At 72.2% G+C, this 20,429-nt stretch carries 12 protein-coding genes and 1 pseudogene; 7 read left to right on the top strand and 6 right to left on the bottom strand.

The genetic code is table 11. From position 1 onward, the window contains the following. The first annotated feature begins 26 nt into the window (after positions 1-26). The 4 genes from uvrB (at position 27) to QBL21_RS23620 (ending at position 6,319) form a co-directional block, all read left to right on the top strand. Complete coding sequence (gene uvrB, locus QBL21_RS23635) at positions 27-2,162, top strand: excinuclease ABC subunit UvrB (RefSeq protein ID WP_407564222.1); 2,136 nt, start codon at positions 27-29, stop codon at positions 2,160-2,162. Positions 2,163-2,325: 163 nt separating this feature from the next. Then, the gene (locus tag QBL21_RS23630; RefSeq protein WP_407564221.1) at positions 2,326-2,937 is read left to right on the top strand and encodes a TerD family protein; all 612 of its coding nucleotides are present in this window, start codon (positions 2,326-2,328) and stop codon (positions 2,935-2,937) included. An 82-nt stretch (positions 2,938-3,019) separates the two neighbouring features. Further along, entirely contained in the window at positions 3,020-5,083 is a 2,064-nt protein-coding gene (locus QBL21_RS23625) for a TerD family protein (RefSeq protein WP_407564220.1), read from the top strand. Between the two features lie 219 nt (positions 5,084-5,302). Further along, the gene (locus tag QBL21_RS23620) at positions 5,303-6,319 is read left to right on the top strand and encodes a TerC family protein (RefSeq protein ID WP_407564219.1); all 1,017 of its coding nucleotides are present in this window, start codon (positions 5,303-5,305) and stop codon (positions 6,317-6,319) included. Between the two features lie 164 nt (positions 6,320-6,483). Here the strand turns inward: QBL21_RS23620 and QBL21_RS23615 are convergent. From QBL21_RS23615 to QBL21_RS23595, 5 genes and pseudogenes are all read right to left on the bottom strand, one after another. Continuing rightward, positions 6,484-6,606 (bottom strand): annotated as a pseudogene (locus QBL21_RS23615) (hypothetical protein); the annotation flags it as partial. Between the two features lie 131 nt (positions 6,607-6,737). Beyond that, positions 6,738-7,676 (bottom strand): alpha/beta hydrolase family esterase, encoded by a 939-nt coding sequence (locus tag QBL21_RS23610; RefSeq protein ID WP_407564218.1) that lies wholly within the window; start codon positions 7,674-7,676, stop codon positions 6,738-6,740. Positions 7,677-7,742: 66 nt separating this feature from the next. After that, positions 7,743-8,588, bottom strand: a complete 846-nt coding sequence (locus QBL21_RS23605) for a PaaX family transcriptional regulator C-terminal domain-containing protein (RefSeq protein WP_407564217.1) — start codon at positions 8,586-8,588, stop codon at positions 7,743-7,745. An 85-nt stretch (positions 8,589-8,673) separates the two neighbouring features. Then, complete coding sequence (locus QBL21_RS23600; protein ID WP_407564216.1) at positions 8,674-9,330, bottom strand: MBL fold metallo-hydrolase; 657 nt, start codon at positions 9,328-9,330, stop codon at positions 8,674-8,676. A gap of 12 nt (positions 9,331-9,342) precedes the next feature. After that, positions 9,343-10,032: a maleylpyruvate isomerase family mycothiol-dependent enzyme gene (locus QBL21_RS23595; RefSeq protein WP_407566531.1), complete on the bottom strand. Its 690-nt coding sequence runs from the start codon at positions 10,030-10,032 to the stop codon at positions 9,343-9,345. A 224-nt stretch (positions 10,033-10,256) separates the two neighbouring features. On the opposite strand from QBL21_RS23595, the gene uvrA reads away from it, so the two are divergent. Beyond that, a complete protein-coding gene (uvrA, locus tag QBL21_RS23590) occupies positions 10,257-13,244 on the top strand; it encodes an excinuclease ABC subunit UvrA (protein ID WP_407564215.1) in 2,988 nt (995 codons plus the stop codon). Positions 13,245-13,827: 583 nt separating this feature from the next. Beyond that, on the top strand, positions 13,828-17,094 hold the full coding sequence (locus QBL21_RS23585; protein WP_407566530.1) for a phosphodiester glycosidase family protein: 3,267 nt from the start codon (positions 13,828-13,830) through the stop codon (positions 17,092-17,094). Between the two features lie 159 nt (positions 17,095-17,253). On the opposite strand, the gene QBL21_RS23580 is transcribed toward QBL21_RS23585, so the two are convergent. Further along, complete coding sequence (locus QBL21_RS23580; protein WP_407564214.1) at positions 17,254-18,216, bottom strand: carbohydrate kinase family protein; 963 nt, start codon at positions 18,214-18,216, stop codon at positions 17,254-17,256. A 153-nt stretch (positions 18,217-18,369) separates the two neighbouring features. On the opposite strand from QBL21_RS23580, the gene uvrC reads away from it, so the two are divergent. After that, complete coding sequence (gene uvrC / locus QBL21_RS23575) at positions 18,370-20,424, top strand: excinuclease ABC subunit UvrC (RefSeq protein ID WP_407564213.1); 2,055 nt, start codon at positions 18,370-18,372, stop codon at positions 20,422-20,424. Positions 20,425-20,429: the final 5 nt, after the last annotated feature.

The raw sequence follows: 20,429 nt of genomic DNA, 5'->3' as shown, positions 1-20,429 counted from the left end.
TCGGTGGCGGGTCGTACGGTGGGGACATGCGGCCCGTCACAGACATCGAACGCACCATGGCGCCCTTCGAGGTAGTCAGCGAATACCAGCCGAACGGCGACCAGCCCGCCGCCATCGACGAGCTCGAACGGCGGATCAGGGCCGGCGAGCGGGACGTCGTGCTGCTCGGCGCGACCGGCACGGGCAAGTCGGCGACGACGGCCTGGATGGTCGAGCGCCTCCAGCGGCCCACGCTGGTCCTCGCGCCCAACAAGACGCTGGCCGCGCAACTGGCGAACGAGTTCCGCGAGCTGCTGCCGAACAACGCGGTGGAGTATTTCGTCTCGTACTACGACTACTACCAGCCCGAGGCGTACGTCCCCCAGACGGACACGTACATCGAGAAGGACTCCTCGATCAACGAGGAGGTGGAGCGCCTGCGCCACTCCGCGACGAACTCGCTGCTCACCCGGCGCGACGTCATCGTGGTCGCCTCCGTCTCCTGCATCTACGGCCTGGGCACGCCGCAGGAGTACGTCGACCGCATGGTGCCGCTGAAGGTCGGCGAGGAGATCGACCGGGACCAGTTGCTGCGCCGCTTCGTCGACATCCAGTACACCCGTAACGACCAGGCGTTCACGCGCGGCACGTTCCGGGTCCGCGGCGACACCGTCGAGATCTTCCCGGTGTACGAGGAGCTGGCCGTCCGCATCGAGATGTTCGGGGACGAGATCGAGGCCCTCTCCACGCTCCACCCGCTGACCGGCGAGGTGATGAGCGAGGACGACGGGCTGTACGTCTTCCCCGCCTCGCACTACATCGCCGGCCCCGAGCGCATGGCCAAGGCCGTCGCCGGCATCGAGACCGAGCTGGGCGGGCAGCTCGGCGCGCTGGAGAAGCAGGGCAAGCTGCTGGAGGCGCAGCGGCTGCGCATGCGCACGACGTACGACCTGGAGATGCTCCAGCAGATCGGCACCTGCTCCGGCGTGGAGAACTACTCGCTGCACATGGACGGCCGCGAGACCGGCTCCCCGCCGCACACCCTGCTCGACTACTTCCCGGAGGACTTCCTCCTCGTCATCGACGAGTCGCACGTCACCGTCCCGCAGGTCGGCGCGATGTACGAGGGCGACGCCTCCCGCAAGCGCACCCTGGTCGACCACGGCTTCCGGCTGCCGTCCGCGCTGGACAACCGCCCGCTGAAGTGGGAGGAGTTCCTGGAGCGCATCGACCAGACGGTCTACCTCTCCGCCACCCCCGGGCCGTACGAGCTGTCCCGCGGCGACGGCGTCGTGGAGCAGATCATCCGCCCCACCGGGCTCGTCGACCCCGAGGTCGTCGTCAAGCCGACCGAGGGCCAGATCGACGACCTGGTGCACGAGATCCGCACGCGCGCGGAGAAGGACGAGCGCGTCCTCGTCACCACGCTGACGAAGAAGATGGCCGAAGACCTCACGGACTACTTCCTGGAGCTGGGCATCCAGGTGCGCTACCTGCACAGCGACGTCGACACGCTGCGCCGCGTCGAGCTGCTGCGCGAACTGCGCGCCGGGGAGTACGACGTGCTGGTGGGCATCAACCTGCTGCGGGAGGGCCTGGACCTGCCCGAGGTCTCCCTCGTCGCCATCCTCGACGCCGACAAGGAGGGCTTCCTCCGGTCGGGCACGTCGCTCATCCAGACCATCGGCCGCGCCGCGCGCAACGTCTCCGGCCAGGTGCACATGTACGCGGACAAGATCACGCCGGGCATGGCGAAGGCGATCGACGAGACGAACCGGCGCCGCGCCAAGCAGATCGCGTACAACGAGGAACACGGCATCGACCCGCAGCCGCTGCGCAAGAAGATCAACGACATCGTCGCGCAGATCGCGCGCGAGGAGATCGACACCGAGGCGCTGCTCGGCTCGGGCTACCGGGCCACGAAGCCCGACTCCCCGGCGAAGGCGCCGGTGCCGGAGCTGCGGCAGAAGACGAAGCCCGCCGGCCGCGGCGGCCGGGCCGAGGCGCCGGCCGCGCCCACCGAGACGCCGGCTGCCGATCTCGCCGTGCAGATCGAGGACATGACCACCCGGATGCGGTCCGCCGCCGCGGAGCTCCAGTTCGAGGTGGCGGCCCGGCTGCGGGACGAGGTGGCGGAGATGAAGAAGGAGCTGCGGCAGATGAAGGAGGCAGGGCTGTCGTAGCGCCGGGGTGGTGCGGGGGCGCTGGAGTGCCCGCCGGGCGTGCGCTGAGCGTGGCCGTCCGGGAGCGCACAACCGGTGCTGTGTAGCAGGAGCGCCACAAATCCTCCTCCGGGGGGAGCACAGTGCCGCTGTCCTGCGTAATGTGCGTGGCAGCGCGCCGGTCATGGCGCGTTCGGAGCAGGAGGGGAACGTAAGCGTGTCGATCAACTTGTCCAAGGGTCAGGCCATCAGCCTCCAGAAGTCGGATGGCGGCACCCTCAGCTCGGTCCGGATGGGCCTGGGCTGGCAGGCCGCCGAGCGACGCGGTCTCTTCGGTAAGCGCACGCGCGAGATCGACCTCGACGCCTCCGCCGTGCTCTTCGCCGACAAGGAGCCCGTCGACGTGGTGTTCTTCCGCCACCTCGTCAGCGACGACGGCTCGGTGCGGCACACCGGCGACAATCTTGTCGGCGGTGCCGGCCAGGGCGGGGACGACGAGTCGATCCTCGTCGACCTCCAGCGCGTGCCGGTGCACATCGACCAGATCATCTTCACCGTGAACTCCTTCACCGGCCAGACCTTCGAAGAGGTGCAGAACGCCTTCTGCCGGCTCGTGGACGAGAGCAACGGCCAGGAGCTGGCGCGCTACACCCTCACCGGCGGCGGCACGTACACCGCCCAGATCATGGCGAAGGTGCACCGCACGGGGTCCGGCTGGGGCATGACCGCCCTCGGTTCGCCGGCGAACGGCCGTACCTTCCAGGACCTCATGCCGTCGATCCAGCCGCTCCTCTAGGGGCGGAAGGAACGACCGGTTTCCGAGGTTTCCGAGGCATGACGCGACGTCGACGGCCGCAGCGAGTGCAGGGGAGGGCCGCATGACGGCCGAGTTGGTCCGCGGGCAGAACCATCTGCTGCCGCAGACCCGGGTGGAGATCAGGATTTCGGCGGGGAGCCCGGTGACGCCGGGCGTCACGCTGGGGGGAGAGGACGGCAGGGTCAGCGACCCGGGCCGGATCGCGCACCCCGGTTCGCCGCAACTGCCGGGCCTTGAGGTGCCCGGCCAGGCGGCGGCGGAACACCGGCTGGCGGTGGACCTGGACGCGGTGCCCCCGGACGTGGAGCGCGTGCACGTGCTGCTGGCGCTGCCCGCGGGCGTGCCGGGACCGCGGAGCTTCGGCGCCATCGCGCCGCCGTCGGTGGCCGTCACCGGCCTCGACGGCACGCCGATCGCTCGCTTCGTCATCACCGGCCTGACCAGCGAGTCGGCGGTCACCGCCGTGGAGCTGTACCGGCGGGCCGACGCCTGGAAGATCCGGGCCGTCGGCCAGGGGTACGCGGGCGGGCTCGCCGCCATGCTCGCGGACCAGGGCCTCCCGGAGGCGCAGCAGCTCGCCGCGGACATCGAACGGGCCGTGGCCGAAGGGCTCGCGCGCGCCGTCGCCCCGGCGCCGCCGACCTCCGGCCAGCCGACGGGAGCGGGCGCCCGGCGCCCGCAGCCGGCGGCCGAGGAGCGTCAGACCCAGGCCGGGCCCGTCGACTACCGCCACCCGCGCCGCGCCGCGGCGGCGGGTGCCGCGGGCGCGTCGGGCGCCTCGGGCGGTGGACCGGCCGCGTCCGGTACGCCGCGCGCCCCCGCGTCCGCCGCGGCGCCCCCGCCCCCCGGGGTCGGGGCCGGCAGCGGCACCGGAACGGGAGCACGGCCGGGCGCCCCGGCGGGCGCGGGCAGCGCCCCCGCGGGCGGCGGCGTACCGCCGCAGTCCGACCGCTCGGCGTCGGGCCCTCCGGCACCGGTCGCCGGCGACGCCGCGGGCTGGAGCATGGAGGAGCGGCTGTACAACCAGGTCTGGGGCATGTTCGAGGACCTGGCCCGCACGGTCGCCGCGTACCGCAGCGCCGTCGACTTCGCCGACTCCCGCATGGACCGCGAACTCGACCAGCTCCTGGCCGACCCGCGCGCCCGCATGGGCTCCATCGCCGACTCGGCGCGCGCCGAGGTGCTCGCCCGCCACTCCACCCTGGTCGACCGGGCGCGCGAGGTGCTCGACCGCGATCTCGGCCAGCTCGTCGCCGAGGCCGGCGTCGTCGAGCCGGCGCTGCCGCCCGCGTACGCCTCCTGGGCCAGCCCGGTGTGGCACGAGTACGAGGTGCCCGAGGACGCCCCGATGGCCCTGCGCCTCGGCGACCTCCACCTCCCCGAGCACACGGAGCTGCGCATCCCGCTGCTCGTACGGCTGCCGCTGGAGCGCGGCCTGTGGGTCGACAGCGGCACGTCCTCGCTCGGTCCCGGCGCGCTCGAAGGCGACCCGGAGCGGGGCTTCCCGGACGCCGCGGAGCGGCGCGCGCTGGCGCTCGACACCGCCGTGGCGCACGCCTCGCGGCTGCTGTCGGTGCACCCGGCGGGCGAGTTCAACGTCCACTTCATCGACCCGGGCGGCACCGCCACCGCGGCGCTCACCCCGCTGCTCCACTCCGGCGTCCTCGCCGAGCCGCCGCCGAAGGGCGCGGCGGCCGTCACGGACACCCTCACCCGGTTGACCCAGCGCATCGACCTCGTGCAGATGGCGCTGCGCAGCGGCGCGGCCGACGCGCTGCCGCCGGACCTCGACCCGGCGCAGCAGCTCCTGGTGGTCAACGACTTCCCGCACGGCTTCGACGACCGCGCCATCAACCAACTGCGGTATCTCGCGGACGAGGGCCCGTCGGTCGGCGTGCACCTGCTGGTCGTCGCCGACCGCGAGGACGCGAAGGGCTACGGTCCGCTGCTCGACCCGTTCTGGCGCGGCATGCTGCGGCTCACCCCCACCCCGGACGACCACCTGGCCGACCCCTGGATCGGCCACGCCTGGACGTACGAACCCGCCCGCGCCCCGCTGGGCAGCCGGGTGCTGGAACAGGTACTGGCCCAGGTCGCGGCGGCCCGCCGGGCGCTACGCCGCTGACCGGTTGATCCCGCTTCACGTACGGCCCGCAGGCATCGCGCCTGCGGGCCGTTCGCGTGGTGCCGACAACTGCTCTGACCTCGGTATTTGATCGGAACTTTGCCTTGACTTGGCTCGTTCTATACAGTCGAGCGTTGGGGGTGAGCTTCCAGTTCTTCGAGTGGAAGGCACGCCCGGCAACCATGACGCTGAACATGCCGGACTTGCCGCGGAGGACGAGTGGACGTATCGCTGACCCTGTGGGTGCTCACGATCGTGGGCCTGTGTGCCCTGATCGGCACCGACTTCTTCGTCGGCCGGAAGCCCCACGAGGTGACGCTCAAGGAGGCCGGCACCTGGACGATCATCTGGATCGTCCTCGCCGGACTCTTCGGCGTCGGGCTGCTGATCTGGGGCGACGGCCAGGCGTCCGGTGAGTTCTTCGCCGGCTACGTCACCGAGAAGTCGCTGAGCGTCGACAACCTCTTCATCTTCGTCATCATCATGAGCAAGTTCGCGGTCCCCCCGCAGTACCAGGCCCGGGTGCTCATGGTCGGCGTCCTCATCGCGCTGGTGATGCGCGCGGCCTTCATCGCCGCGGGCGCCGCGCTGATCGCGTCCTTCTCCTGGGTCTTCTACATCTTCGGTGCGTTCCTCATCTACACCGCCTGGAAGCTCGTCCAGGAGGCCAGGGCCGAGGAAGAGGAAGGCGAGTGGGAGGAGAACCGCTTCCTCAAGATGGTCGAGCGCCGCTTCGCCGCCACGGACAAGTACCACGGCACGAAGCTGTTCATCACCGAGAACGGCAAGCGGCTGATGACGCCGATGCTGATCGTCATGCTGGCGATCGGCACGACGGACCTGCTCTTCGCGCTGGACTCCATCCCCGCGATCTTCGGCCTCACCCAGGACCCGTACATCGTCTTCACGGCCAACGCCTTCGCGCTGATGGGCCTGCGGCAGCTCTACTTCCTGATCGGCGGCCTGCTCAAGAAGCTGGTCCACCTCTCGTACGGGCTGTCGGTGATCCTCGGCTTCATCGGCGTGAAGCTGGTCCTCCACGCCCTGCACGAGTCCGGGGTCCACGTCCCCGAGATCAGCACGGCGGTGTCCCTGGGCGTCATCGGCGGCGTCCTGGTCGTCACGACGATCACGAGCCTGCGCGCCTCCCGCCGCATCGACGCCCGGAAGGACGCCGAGGAGAAGGAAGAGCAGCCCGCGGAAGAGGTCCACCACCCGGGCCCGGGCAAGGACTGAGGGCCCCTTGACTGTGCCCTGCCCCGGAGGGCGTCCGGGGCAGGGCACGTACGTCTCCCGGCGCCGGCGGGGCTCCGGGGTCGCAGCGAAGGCGACGAAGGAGACCCATGCACGGCAGAGACCGTGAGGACGGAGCCGGAGGGGTCCTTGGAGTCGCGCACGTGGCCGCGTTCGGCCGTGGCGGCCCCCTCTACGCAGTCACCGCCCCCCGACCCGCTGTAGCTGCCTTCGTCCGAGCGACGGCCACCTCTACGCAGTTCCCGCCGTCCGACTCGAGCGGCGATCATCTCGTGGGAGTACCCCACCGCTTCGGCGAGTTGTGGCTGTCTCATGCCGTGCTTTTGCCGGATGGCCGGGAGAGGTCGGCAGTGCGGGCCTGCGCTGCGGCTCCCCGCCCGTCAAGCCCTCCCGCAGGCGGTCAGGTGCCGTCGATGCCGAAGAACGACACGGCCGCGCCGGCCATGCCGCTCATGGGCAGGCTGTGGCCGGCGCCCTGGATGCTGACGGCCTCGACCTGCACGGTTCCGCTTGTGTCGGCGAAGCGGTCCCGCGTCCAGCCGGGCTGCGGCTGGTCCGTCGATGTCGGGGTCCGACTCAGCCCGGAGACGTTGGTCCACTGATCGACCGCTTCCCGCTGGAGCTGGTACGGCACGAGGGGGTCTGCGGTGCCGTGCCAGAGCTGTACCCGCGGGCGGTCACCGCTGTAGCCCGGGTACGCCGCCCGGACCGCGTCTCCCCACTGCTGCGGGGTCCTGTCCATGCTGCCGTTCACGCACTGGCTCGTCCAGGGCGGGAAGTCGGCCTCGTTCGTGAAGCAGGTGAAGGGAACACCCATGAACGACGCCCCGGCCTTGAACACGTCCGGGTAGACGGCGAGCAGGGCCTGCGTCTCCATGCCGCCCGACGAGCTGCCGGTGGCGAAGACCCGTTCCGGGTCGCCGCCGTACTGCTGCTCGGCATAGCCGACCATCGAGACGATCGACGCGGGATCGCTGCCGCCGCCGTGGGTCTTGGACTCAGGTGACCACACGTCGAAGCAGTTGCCCATCGCCGTCTGCTTCGTGGCGGTCGGGTAGATGACGACGAACCCGTGCTGATCGGCCAGCGAGACGAACTCGCTGGACCCGGCGAAGCCCGGCCCCGAGCCACCGCAGCCGTGCATGGCGACAACGATCGCCGGGCTGGCGGGAGCGGAATCCGGAACGTAGATGTGCATACGCAGATTGCCGGGATTGCCGCCGAAGTCGGTGACCTCGACGAGTTGGGCCGCGGTTGCCGACGTTGGTGCGGCGATGCCGGCAAGGGCGATCAGTAAGCCGCTGGCGATGGCGGCCAGGGCGGCTCTGGTGCGAGTCATGCTGCCTCCAGTTCTGGCCCCGCTCGCATCAAGTTAGGCAGCTATGAAACGACCGTCAATGACGTGTCAAATATTGGCCGAACGGTGCTGTGCCCCTGCGTCGGCGATGGTCGCGAGCCATGCCGCGGCGAGTTCGGCCGCGGGGCCGATCAGCTCGGCCTGAAGGGTCCGGAACATCTCCTGTGCCCGCACACCCGGCCACTCCGGCGGCAGCAGCGCCGGCGGCAGCCGCGGGTCCTGGCGGATCAGCAGCAACCACTCCGCCGTCATCCGCGTCCGCTGCGACAGTGCGTCCAGCTCCCCGAGGACACCGCCCGACCAGCGGTCGAGGAAACCCCGGTAGCTCGTGGCGAGCGCCCGCAGGTCCCACGCCTCCCGGGCGATCTTCGCCGGGTCGCTCCACATCGCCACCTCGCCCCGGAAGACCGCCGCATGGTCGAGCAGGTCCAGCTCGGACAGCACCTGCGAGACATCCGTCGTCCCCGGCGAGACCCACAGCCCACTGCGCAGAGGAGCGAACCCGGCCCACCCCAGCCGGGTGCGCAGCGCGTGACGGTCGGCGCGCCGCGTCTCCGGCACGGAGAACGCCAGCAGTGTCCAGCGGCCGTCCCATTCCCGGTCCACGATCTCGGCCTCCAGCTTGCGCTGGCCGTCGCGCAGCACCGCGACCCCGCGCGGCGCCAGCCCGTAGTAGACCTGACGGCCACGGCGTACCGGCCGCAGGAGGTCGCGGCGTGCCATCCGGGCCACGGTGGCGCGCGTGGCGTGCTCGCCGACCCCCAGTCGGTTCAGTACCGCGATGATGCTGCCCGCGGCGACGGCCACGTCGCGGCCGAGTACCTGGTCGCCGAACAGGGCAAGCAGAAGCGTTTGGGGGCGCACGACCCGCCCGGCGTCGTCCGAGGCGTCCACCGGCTCCCTCCACGGTCCCTCCCGTCGGTGCGGGGCTGCGACAGGTTACCTCCGCCGAGGGTGTCGGCCGCTCGGGTCCTCGCCCTCACCAGCCGCGTTCGCGCCACTCCGGTAGGTGCGGGCGTTCGGCGCCCAGGGTGGTGTCGTCGCCGTGGCCGGGGTAGACCCAGGTCTCGTCCGGGAGGGCGGCGAAGATCTTGGTCTCCACGTCGTGCAGGAGGGACGCGAAGCGTTCCGCATCGTCCCAGGTGTTGCCGACACCGCCGGGGAAGAGGCAGTCGCCGGTGAAGATGTGCGGGTGGCCGTGGGGGTCGTCGTAGACCAGCGCGATGGAGCCCGGGGTGTGGCCGACGAGGTGGCGGGCGGTGAGGGAGATGCGGCCCACCGTGATCGTGTCGCCGTCGTCCACGAGGACGTCCGTGGGGACGTCGATGTCGGCGGCGTCCGCGCGGCCCGCGTAGGTGCGGGCGCCGGTGGCCGCGACGACCGGGTTCAGGGCCTGCCAGTGGTCGCCGTGGCCGTGGGTGGTGACGGCGGAGGTGATGCCGTCGGGGCCGATGAGGGTGAGCAGCGTGTGGGGCTCGTTCGCGGCGTCGATGAGCAACTGCTCGTCCGTGGCGCGGCAGCGCAGCAGGTAGGCGTTGTTGTTCATCGGCCCGACGGCGACCTTGGAGATCATCAGGTCCGTCAGCTCGTGCACGTCGGCGGCGCCGCCGACGGTGACCTTGCCCGTGTACGACATGGGGCCAGCCTCTCAGAGCGGGGGCAGGGTCGGCAGTACGGCGCCGCCCTCGGCGCGGACGCCGGTGCCGGTGGTGCGGCCGGCGAGCCAGCCCATCAGGGCGTACGGGGCGCCGGTGACCAGGACCCGATCACCGTCGGACGGCGGGGCGCCCGTGGTCCAGGTGGTGCCGTCGGGGGCGGAGAGTGACAGGGGCGGCACCTGCTCGTTGCCCGCGAAGCGGGCCGTGAGGAAGTCGATCTCCCTGTTCACGAAGTCGGCCGGGAGCTGGTCCAGCGTGTAGCCCGCGTCCAGGTCCACGTGGTGCAGCTCCACCTCCACCAGCCGCCGGAACGGGATCCGCGCCATGACATCCGTCACGCCGCCGCGCAGCTCGCAGCGGGCCGACCAGCCGTCCGCCGGGATGGCCCCGGCGGTCTGAGCCAGCCGGGCGGCGCTCGCGCGTACGTCGTCGAGCTGCTCGGCGAGCGGGCGGGGGGCGCCGGCGGCGATGTCGGCGTCGCGGGCCTCGGCGCTCGCGTACATGGGGCGGCCGGAGAGCACGTTGACCAGGGCGTCCGCGTTGCGGGCGAGGTGGGCGAGCACGTGGCCGCGGGTCCAGCCGGGCAGCGCGCTCGGCGCCCGTACCGCGTCGTCCCCGAGGGAGCCGAGGCGGGCGGCGCGGTCGAGGAGGCTGTCGGTGGCGGCTCGTAGGGTTGCCATGTCGCGTACGGGGTCGTACGTGCGACCTGCGCTTTCTGTCATCGGATCCCCTGGAGGCGAGCGGGTGGGAATGCTGGGCCGGGCTTCGTTGTCAGACCCAGACGTTAGCGTGTGGCTCGATGGGAGAAAGCTGCGGACAGCTTCGCGGCCACCCCCATACGCTTGACAAGGGGTGCCGCCCGTTCCGGACGGTCCCCGCCGCTCCTCAGAAAGGTCCGACCGGCGTGGCCGACCGTCTCCTCGTCCGTGGCGCTCGCGAGCACAATCTGAAGAACGTCTCGCTCGACCTGCCCCGCGACTCCCTCATCGTCTTCACGGGACTCTCGGGGTCCGGCAAGTCGTCCCTGGCGTTCGACACGATCTTCGCCGAGGGCCAGCGCCGTTACGTCGAGTCGCTGTCCAGCTACGCCCGGCAGTTCCTCGGCCAGATGGACAAGCCGGACGTCGACTTCATCGAGGGCCTGTCGCCGGCCGTCTCGATCGACCAGAAGTCCACCTCGCGCAACCCGCGGTCCACGGTCGGCACGATCACCGAGGTCTACGACTACCTGCGGCTGCTCTTCGCCCGTATCGGCAAGCCGCACTGCCCGGAGTGCGGCCGGCCGATCACCCGGCAGTCGCCGCAGGCCATCGTGGACAAGGTCCTCGCGCTGCCCGAGGGCAGCCGCTTCCAGGTGCTGTCGCCGCTGGTGCGCGAGCGCAAGGGCGAGTTCGTGGACCTCTTCTCCGACCTCCAGTCGAAGGGGTACAGCCGGGCGCGGGTCGACGGGCAGACGTCGTCGCTGACCGACCCGCCCAAGCTGAAGAAGCAGGAGAAGCACACGATCGAGGTGGTCGTCGACCGCCTCACGGTCAAGGAGAGCGCCAAGCGGCGGCTGACCGACTCCGTCGAGACCGCCCTCGGGCTCTCCGGCGGCATGGTCATCCTCGACTTCGTCGACCTGGACGAGGACGACCCGGAGCGCGAGCGGATGTACTCCGAGCATCTCTACTGCCCGTACGACGACCTGTCGTTCGAGGAGATGGAGCCGCGTTCCTTCTCGTTCAACTCGCCGTTCGGCGCCTGCCCCGACTGCACGGGCATCGGCAGCCGGATGGAGGTCGACCCGGAGCTGATCGTCCCCGACCCGGACAAGTCGCTGGACGAGGGCGCCATCCACCCGTGGTCGCACGGCCACACCAAGGACTACTTCGCCCGGCTCGTCGGCGCGCTCGCCGACGACCTCGGCTTCCGCACCGACATCCCGTGGGCGGGGCTACCGCAGCGGGCGCAGAAGGCGCTGCTCCAGGGGCACCGGACCAAGATCGAGGTGCGCTACCGCAACCGGTACGGGCGCGAGAGGTCGTACACCACGTCCTTCGAGGGCGCCGTGCCGTTCGTCAAGCGGCGGCACGCGGAGGCGGAGAGCGACGCCAGCCGCGAGCGCTTCGAGGGGTACATGCGGGAGGTCCCCTGCCCGACCTGCAACGGGACGCGGCTGAAGCCGGTCGTCCTCGCGGTCACGGTGCAGGGCCGGTCGATCGCCGACATCTCGGCGATGTCGATCAGCGACTGCGCCGACTTCCTCGGCGCCATGGAGCTGACCGACCGGGAGAAGACGATCGCCGAGCGGGTGCTGAAGGAGGTCAACGAGCGGCTGCGCTTCCTGGTCGACGTGGGCCTGGACTACCTGTCGCTCAACCGCGCCGCCGGCACCCTCTCCGGCGGCGAGGCCCAGCGCATCCGGCTCGCCACGCAGATCGGCTCCGGCCTCGTCGGCGTGCTGTACGTGCTGGACGAGCCGTCCATCGGCCTGCACCAGCGGGACAACCACCGGCTGATCGAGACCCTGGTCCGGCTGCGGGACCTGGGGAACACGCTGATCGTCGTCGAGCACGACGAGGACACCATCAAGACCGCCGACTGGGTCGTCGACATCGGCCCGGGCGCCGGCGAGCACGGCGGCAAGGTGGTGCACAGCGGCTCGCTGAAGGAGCTGCTGGACAACGAGGCGTCGGTCACCGGGCAGTACCTGTCGGGGAAACGGGAGATCCCGACGCCGGACATCCGGCGGCCCGTCGACGGCAAGCGGCAGCTCGTCGTCCGCGGGGCGCGGGAGAACAATCTCCAGGACATCGACGTGGCGTTCCCGCTCGGGGTGCTCACGGCGGTCACGGGCGTCTCGGGGTCGGGCAAGTCGACGCTGGTCAACGACATCCTGTACACGCACCTCGCGCGCGAGCTGAACGGCGCGCGGAGCGTGCCCGGCCGGCACACCCGGGTCGACGGGGACGACCTGGTGGACAAGGTGGTGCACGTCGACCAGTCGCCCATCGGCCGTACGCCCCGCTCCAACCCCGCGACGTACACCGGCGTCTTCGACCACGTCCGCAAGCTGTTCGCGGAGACGACGGAGGCGAAGGTCCGCGGCTACCAGCCGGGCCGCTTCTCCTTCAACGTCAAGGGCGGCCGCTGCGAGAACTGCTCGGGCGACGGCACGATCAAGATCGAGATGAACTTCCTCCCGGACGTGTACGTGCCGTGCGAGGTCTGCCACGGGGCGCGGTACAACCGCGAGACCCTGGACGTGCACTACAAGGGCAAGTCCATCGCCGAGGTGCTGGACATGCCGATCGAGGAGGCGCTCGCGTTCTTCGAGGCGGTGCCGGCCATCGCGCGCCACCTGAGGACGCTCAACGAGGTGGGCCTCGGGTACGTGCGGCTGGGCCAGCCGGCGCCGACGCTGTCCGGCGGCGAGGCGCAGCGGGTGAAGCTGTCGAGCGAGTTGCAGAAGCGCTCGACGGGCCGCACGGTGTACGTGCTGGACGAGCCCACGACGGGGCTGCACTTCGAGGACATCAAGAAGCTGATCGGGGTGCTCACCGGGCTGGTCGAGAAGGGCAACACGGTGATCGTCATCGAGCACAACCTGGACGTCATCAAGACCGCCGACTGGGTCGTCGACCTCGGTCCGGAGGGCGGCAGCGGTGGCGGCCTGGTGGTGGCGGAGGGCTCGCCTGAGGAGGTGGCGGCGGTGCCGGCCAGCCACACCGGGAAGTTCCTGCGGGACATCCTGGGCGACCGGGTGAGCGACTCGCCGCCCGCGCGGAAGCGGGTGACCGCCAAGAAGGCGGCGGCGGGCGCGAAGGCGACGGCGGCCAAGGCTCCCGCCAAGAAGGCGACGGCGAAGAAAGCGGCGGCGAAGAAGACGGCGGCCAAGCGAGGCGGCTGAGAGCCCGGCCCGGCGAGCGGCCCGCCGCGTCCTCGGCGCGGGCCGCCTCGTCCGGGCGGTGTCATCCGCGTGCCGCCTCGCACGCGTTGTCACTCCGACACGCCCCACGCGGGCCAAGTAGTGCGGCCGACGCGCCGGTCCGGCGTATGACCGGCAGCCGTCGTGCCGCCGCGCCCCGCGCCGCCCTGCCCGCCTCGCCTCGGCGGCGCCCGCGCACGGCGCTGTCACGCCGACACGCCCACCGCCTCCCACCTGGTACGGACCTGTCTGACGCGATCTCAAATGGCGGACCCGCGGCGGCAATTGTTCGGTCGGAGTTTGCGCGCGCCCTCTGGTGTAGACCACTTTCCACTGCCAGGCTGTGGCCCGCCGTGCGCAAGAAGCGTGCGTTCCCGTGTCGTTCCAAGGAGAAAACGTGCTCAGAGCGGGAGTACGCAGTAAACCCTTCCGACCCAGGGCCGTCGCGGCAGCGGCGGCTTCCTTGTTGCTCCTCGGGGCGGCGCCCGCGGTCGCCGCAGGCCAGGAGCGGACCGCCGGGGCGGCCGGTGCCGCCGGTCCCGTCTCCGTGCCCGCCGGCGAGGGCATGGACATCGCCTCCACCTCCCGGCCCGTCGCCCCCGGCATGGAACTGACCTCCTTCGAGCGGCTGGAGACCGACAAGTGGCTCAAGGCCGACGCGCTCAGCGTCGACCTGGGCGCCGGCACCCGCGTCGACTACCTCGGCGGCAAGGTCGCCGAGCGTGCGCCCGTCTCCGAACTGGCCGCCGAGCACGACCCCGGCCCGGGCCGCACCACCGTCGCCGCGATCAACGCCGACTTCTTCGACATCAACGAGACCGGCGCGCCGCTGGGCCCCGGCGTCGAGGAGGGCCGCGCCACCCACTCGCCCGCACCCGGCGTCTCCGAGGCGGTCGGCGTGGGCCCCGACCAGGCGGGCCGCGTGCTCGACCTCTACTTCGACGGCACCGTCACCCTCCCCGACGGCGAGCACCCCCTCGGCGGGTACAACGCCGCCAACGTCCCCGCCGACGGCATCGGCGCGTACAACGCCCAGTGGGGCGAGGCCGACCGCGCCCTGACGGTCGACGGCGCCACCGAGGTCACCGAGGTCGCCGTGCGGGAGGGCAAGGTCGCCGAGGTGACCGGCGGTCCCGGCAAGGGCGCGATACCGGAAGGCACCACGGTGCTGGTCGGCCGCGACACCGGTGCCAAGGTCCTCGCCCAGCTCCGGCCCGGCGACGCCGTGCAGGTGGAGTACGACGTACGCACCGACGACGGCAGCCCCGTGCCCCGTACCGCGGTCGGCGGACGCGGCGTCCTCGTGGAGGACGGCGTACCGCAGGACTGGGAGGGCCGGCCGAACAACACCGCCGCCCCCCGCACCGCGGTCGGCTTCTCGCGGGACGGCGGCACCATGCACGTGCTGACCGTCGACGGCCGCCAGGCGGACGCCGGCGGCGTCACGCTCACGCAGTTGGCGAAGATGATGGACGCCCTCGGCGCGTACGACGCGCTGAACCTCGACGGCGGCGGTTCCTCCACCCTCGTCGCCCGCGCGCCCGGCTCCGACGAGCGGTTCGTGGAGAACTCGCCGTCCGACGGCGAGGAGCGGGAGGTCCCCAACGGCCTGGCGTTCACCGCCCCCGGCGGCAGCGGCAAGCTCAAGGACTTCCGCGTCGCCACCGCCGCCGACCCGGCGCTCGCGCCCGGCGCCGACCCGGTGCCCGGCGGCCACCCCGACCGGGTCTTCCCGGGCCTGACCCGCGATCTCGACGCCGCCGGCTACGACGAGACGTACGGCCCGGCCGACGGCCGCCCGTCCTGGTACAGCACCCGCCCCGACGTCGGCACCGTCGACCGCGACGGCACCTTCACCGCCCGCCGAGGCGGCACCGCGAAGGTCACCGCCCGCCGCGGCGGCGCGGACGGGAGCGTCGAACTGACCGTCCTGGACCGGCTGGAGCGGATCACGCCCACCGGCGAGCGTGTCGGCCTCGCCGACCCGCAGGACGAGGCGGCGTTCGGCTTCGTCGGCCGCGACGCCCACGGCGCCAGTGCACCGATCGACCCCGCCGACGTACGCCTCGACTACGACCGCGCGCTCTTCGACATCGCCCCGGACACGCGCGGCGGCGGCTTCACCGTCCGCGCCCGCACCGCCGAGCCGACGGCGTCCGGCGTGCTCAAGGCGACCGTGCAGGGGAAGGTCACGCATGTCGCGCTGACCGTCGGCCTCACCGAGGCGGAGCTGGCGGACTTCGAGGACGCGGCCGACTGGAAGTTCTCCACCGCCCGCGCCACCGGCTCGCTCGCCCCGGAGCCCGAGGGCCACACGGGCGCCGGGATGAAGATCACGTACGACTTCTCCCAGTCCACCGCCACCCGCGCCGCCTACGTCACGCCCCCGCAGCGCATCGACATCCCCGGCCAGCCGCTGAGCTTCGGGCTGTGGATCAAGGGCGACGGCAAGGGCGCCTGGCCGTCGCTCCAGCTCAAGGACGGTGCGGGCGCCGACCTGGTGCTCCGCGGCGACTACGTCACCTGGCAGGGCTGGCGGCAGGTGGTCTTCCAGGTCCCGGAGGGCACGCAGTACCCGCTGTCCGTCTTCCGCTTCTATCTCGCGGAGGCCAAGCCCGCCAGCCAGTACAGCAGCGAGGTGGCCATAGACGAGCTGACCGCGCAGAGCCCGCCCGAGGTCGACCTGCCGCGCACGCCGGCCCACCGCGACCCGCTGATCGACCCCGGTGCCGAGACGGCGGACCGGGACTGGCGGTACGCGGTGATGTCCGACGCGCAGTTCGTCGCCCGCGAGCCGGACAGCGCCCTCGTCCGGCAGACCCGGCGCACGCTTCAGGAGATCAGGGCGGCCCGGCCGGACTTCCTGGTCATCAACGGCGACCTGGTCGACGAGGGTTCGCCCGAGGACCTGAAGTTCGCCCGCACGATACTGGAGGAGGAGCTGGGCGACGCCGTGCCCTGGTACTACGTGCCTGGCAACCACGAGGTGATGGGCGGCTCGGTCGCCAACTTCGTCGCCGAGTTCGGCCCCGCGCAGCGGACGTTCGACCACAAGGGCACCCGTTTCCTGACCCTCGACACCTCCTCGCTGACCCTCCGCGGCGGCGGCTACGCGCAGATCGCGGAGCTGAAGCGGCAGTTGGAGGCGGCGGCCGAGGACCCGTCGGTGCGTTCGGTGACGGTCGTCCAGCACGTACCGCCGCGCGATCCGACGCCGCAGCGCGCCAGCCAGCTCGGCGACCGCAAGGAGGCGCGGGTGCTGGAGGACTGGCTCGCGGACTTCCGGGCCCGTACGGGCAAGGGCGCGGCGTTCGTCGGCGGGCACGTCGGCACCTTCCACGCCGAGCACGTCGACGGCGTGCCGTACCTGATCAACGGCAACTCCGGGAAGTCCCCCTCCACTCCGCCCGGCGAGGGCGGGTTCTCCGGCTGGTCGCTGATCGGCGTCGACGAGGTCTCGCGCGGCGAGCAGCTCAAGGCGCGGAGCGCGCCGCACCGCGGGCTGCCCGACTGGGTCTCGGTGCAGACCCGGCCGCACGTGGACGGCCTGGCGGTGACCGCGCCCGAGGAGGTCCGCGTCGGCCGCTCGGCGGCGGCGACGGCGTCGGTCGCGCAGGGCGCGCGGCAGGTGCCGGTGGCCTGGCCGGTCAGCGCGGACTGGTCGGGTACGGACCGGCTGCACATCGGGCCGCCGCGGGAGGCGGACCGGCGTGACATCGCGGCGTACGACCCGGCCACCGGCGAGGTGACGGGGCTGCGGCCGGGGACGGTCACGCTGACGGTGACGGTCAACGAGGTCACGCAGGGGGACCGGGTGACGGTCATCCGCTAGCGGGACGCGCGGTCGCGGGGCCCGGCAGGTCCCCGCGACCGCGGCACCGGCGGGCGGCACCGGCTGGAACCAGCCGGAACCAGCCGGGAGAGCGGAAGCGACCCCAAGCAGCCGGGGCAGCGGATGGAGCCGGGGGAGCGGGAGGAGCCGGAGAGAGTGTCAGCCCTCCGCCGGCTTCGCCGGCCCCGCCGCGTCGGCCAGCTCCGCCGCGTACGGCGGCTCGGCGCCCGCGCGCGAGCAGGTGACCGCCGCCGCCCGGGCGGCGTGGCCGAGCGCGGCGTGCCAGCCGGCGGCGTCCAGCCCGGCCAGGGCGTCGGGCGTCAGGGCGCCGTGGGCGTCGAACCAGTGCAGCAGCGCCGCGTTGACGGTGTCGCCGGCGCCGATCGTGTCGACCACGTCGACCGGCGGCGCGGGCACGTCGTACCGCTCCGGGCCGGACGCGGTCACCGCCGTCAGCCCCTCGCCGCCGCGGGTCAGCACCGCCGCCCGCGGGCCCGCCGCCAGCCACTCCGGCAGCGCCTCGGCCCACGGCCGCCCGCCGGCGAGCCACTGGGCGTCCTCCACCGACAGCTTCAGCAGCGCCACGTGCGGCAGCCAGGAGCGGAAGCGGGTGCGGTAGGCGTCGGCGTCCGGGATCAGCCCGGCCCTGATGTTCGGGTCGAGGAGGGTGAACAGCCCGTCCGCGGCGGCCCGTTGAAGCAGCGTCTCGTACGCGCTCGCCCCCGGCTCCAGCACCAGCGAGCACGTCCCCACGGCCAGCGCCCGCGCTTTCGCGGGCAGCGCGTCCGGCGCCCGGAACAGCCGGTCGGCGGTGCCCTCGGCGTAGAAGCCGAAGCCCGCGGAGCCGTCGGGGCTGATGTCGGCGACGGCCAGCGTGGTGGGCTCCGCCCCACGCTGTACGAGGCCGGTGTCCACCCCCGCCGCGCCGAGCCCGGCCATCAGCGCCGCCCCGAAGGCGTCCGTGGACACCCGCGAGGCGAAGGCCACGTCCGCCCCGAGCCGCCCCAGCGCCACCGCCGTGTTGTACGGCCCGCCGCCGCGCACCGGCCGCAGCGCGGGAAGCACGTCTCCGCCCCCGGCCGGCACGAGATCGATCAGGGCCTCTCCACCAACCACGATCATGCGCCCAGCGTACGGTCCGACCGCGGCCCGCAGGCCCGCCGGAGGCAACACGGGCACGCACCGGCGACCATACGGTCACCGGACTGTCGCGGGCTCGGTACACGGGCGCGGACGGACGGCCCGGCGTCAGTGGCCGACAGTAGGGTGGGGACCATGGCAGATCCGTCCAGCTACCGTCCCAAGCCCGGGCAGATTCCCGACTCTCCGGGGGTCTACAGGTTCCGGGACGAGCACGGCCGGGTCATCTACGTCGGCAAGGCGAAGAGCCTGCGCCAGCGGCTCTCGTCGTACTTCCAGGACCTCGCCGGACTGCACCAGCGCACGCGCACGATGGTCACCACCGCTTCCTCGGTGGAGTGGACCGTGGTGGCCACGGAGGTCGAGGCGCTCCAACTGGAGTACACCTGGATCAAGCACTACGACCCGCGGTTCAACGTCAAGTACCGCGACGACAAGAGCTATCCCTCCCTCGCCGTCACGCTCAACGAGGAGTTCCCGCGGGTGCAGGTCATGCGCGGGCCCAAGCGCAAGGGCGTGCGCTACTTCGGGCCGTACGCGCACGCGTGGGCGATCCGCGAGACCGTCGACCTGATGCTGCGCGCCTTTCCCGTGCGCACGTGTTCCGCCGGGGTGTTCAAGCGCAGCGCGCAGATCGGCCGGCCCTGCCTGCTGGGGTACATCGGCAAGTGCTCCGCGCCCTGCGTCGGCCGGGTCTCGCCCGCGGAGCACCGGGAGCTGGCCGAGGAGTTCTGCGACTTCATGGCCGGCCGCACGGGCGCGTACCTCAAGCGTCTCGAACGGCAGATGCACGAGGCCGCCGAGGAGATGGAGTACGAGAAGGCCGCGCGGCTGCGTGACGACATAGGGGCGCTGAAGAGCGCCATGGAGAAGAACGCGGTCGTCCTCGCCGACGCCACCGACGCCGACCTGGTCGCCCTGGCCGAGGACGAGCTGGAGGCGGCGGTGCAGATCTTCCACGTCCGCGGCGGCCGGGTCCGCGGCCAGCGCGGCTGGGTCACCGACCGGGTGGAGGCCGTCGGCAGCGCGGGCCTCGTCGAGCACGCGCTCCAGCAGCTCTACGGCGACGAGCAGGGCGAGGTCATCCCGCGCGAGGTGCTGGTCCCGGCGCTGCCGGAGCCCGCCGGGCCCGTACGGGAGTGGCTGGCCGAGCGCCGCGGGTCCCGCGTGGACCTGCGGGTGCCGCAGCGCGGCGACAAGAAGGACCTGCTCGCCACGGTCGCGCGGAACGCGCAGCAGGCCCTCGTCCTGCACAAGACCAAGCGCGCCTCGGACCTGACCACCCGCTCCCGGGCGCTGGAGGAGATCGCCGAGGCGCTGGAGCTGGACTCCGCGCCGCTGCGCATCGAGTGCTACGACATCTCGCATCTCCAGGGCGACGACGTCGTCGGTTCCATGGTCGTCTTCGAGGACGGTCTGGCCCGCAAGAGCGAGTACCGCCGCTTCGAGATCAAGGGCTTCACCGGCCAGGACGACGTGCGCGCGATGCACGAGGTGATCACCCGCAGGTTCCGGCGGTACGTGCAGGAGAAGCAGAAGACGGGGGAGTGGGGCGACCCGGAGGCCGAGGCGGCGGCCGAGCGCGGGCGGGAGGACGCTCCCACGGACGCCCTCGCGGACGCCCTCGCGGACGCCCCCGCGGACGGGCCCGCCGACGGTCCCGCCGGCCGGGATCCCGACACCGGGCGGCCGAAGAAGTTCGCGTACCCGCCGCAGCTCGTGGTCGTCGACGGCGGCCAGCCGCAGGTCGCCGCCGCCAAGAAGGCCCTCGGCGAGCTGGGCGTGGACGACGTGGCCGTCGTCGGCCTGGCCAAGCGCCTCGAAGAGGTGTGGCTGCCGGACAGCGACGACCCCGTCATCCTGCCGCGCAGCAGCGAGGGCCTGTACATGCTCCAGCGCGTACGGGACGAGGCCCACCGCTTCGCCATCGCCTACCAGCGCAAGAAGCGGGCCAGGAGCATGCGGGCCGGGCCGCTGGACGACGTGCCCGGTCTGGGGGAGAGCCGCCGCCGGGCGGTGCTGAAGCACTTCGGTTCGGTGAAACGGCTCAGAGCTGCGACTATTGAGCAGATCTGTGAGGTTCCCGGCATCGGCCGCAAGACGGCCGAAACCATCGCCGCGACCCTTGCACAGGCGGCACCGGCCGCGCCGGCGGTCAACACCGCCACCGGAGAGATCATGGACGAGTGAGGACC

Source organism: Streptomyces sp. 184, from assembly GCF_045781775.1.
Taxonomy (GTDB): Bacteria; Actinomycetota; Actinomycetes; order Streptomycetales; family Streptomycetaceae; genus Streptomyces.
The sequence above is the reverse complement of the archived record's forward strand: the minus strand, read 5'-3'. Positions and strand labels throughout refer to the sequence as shown.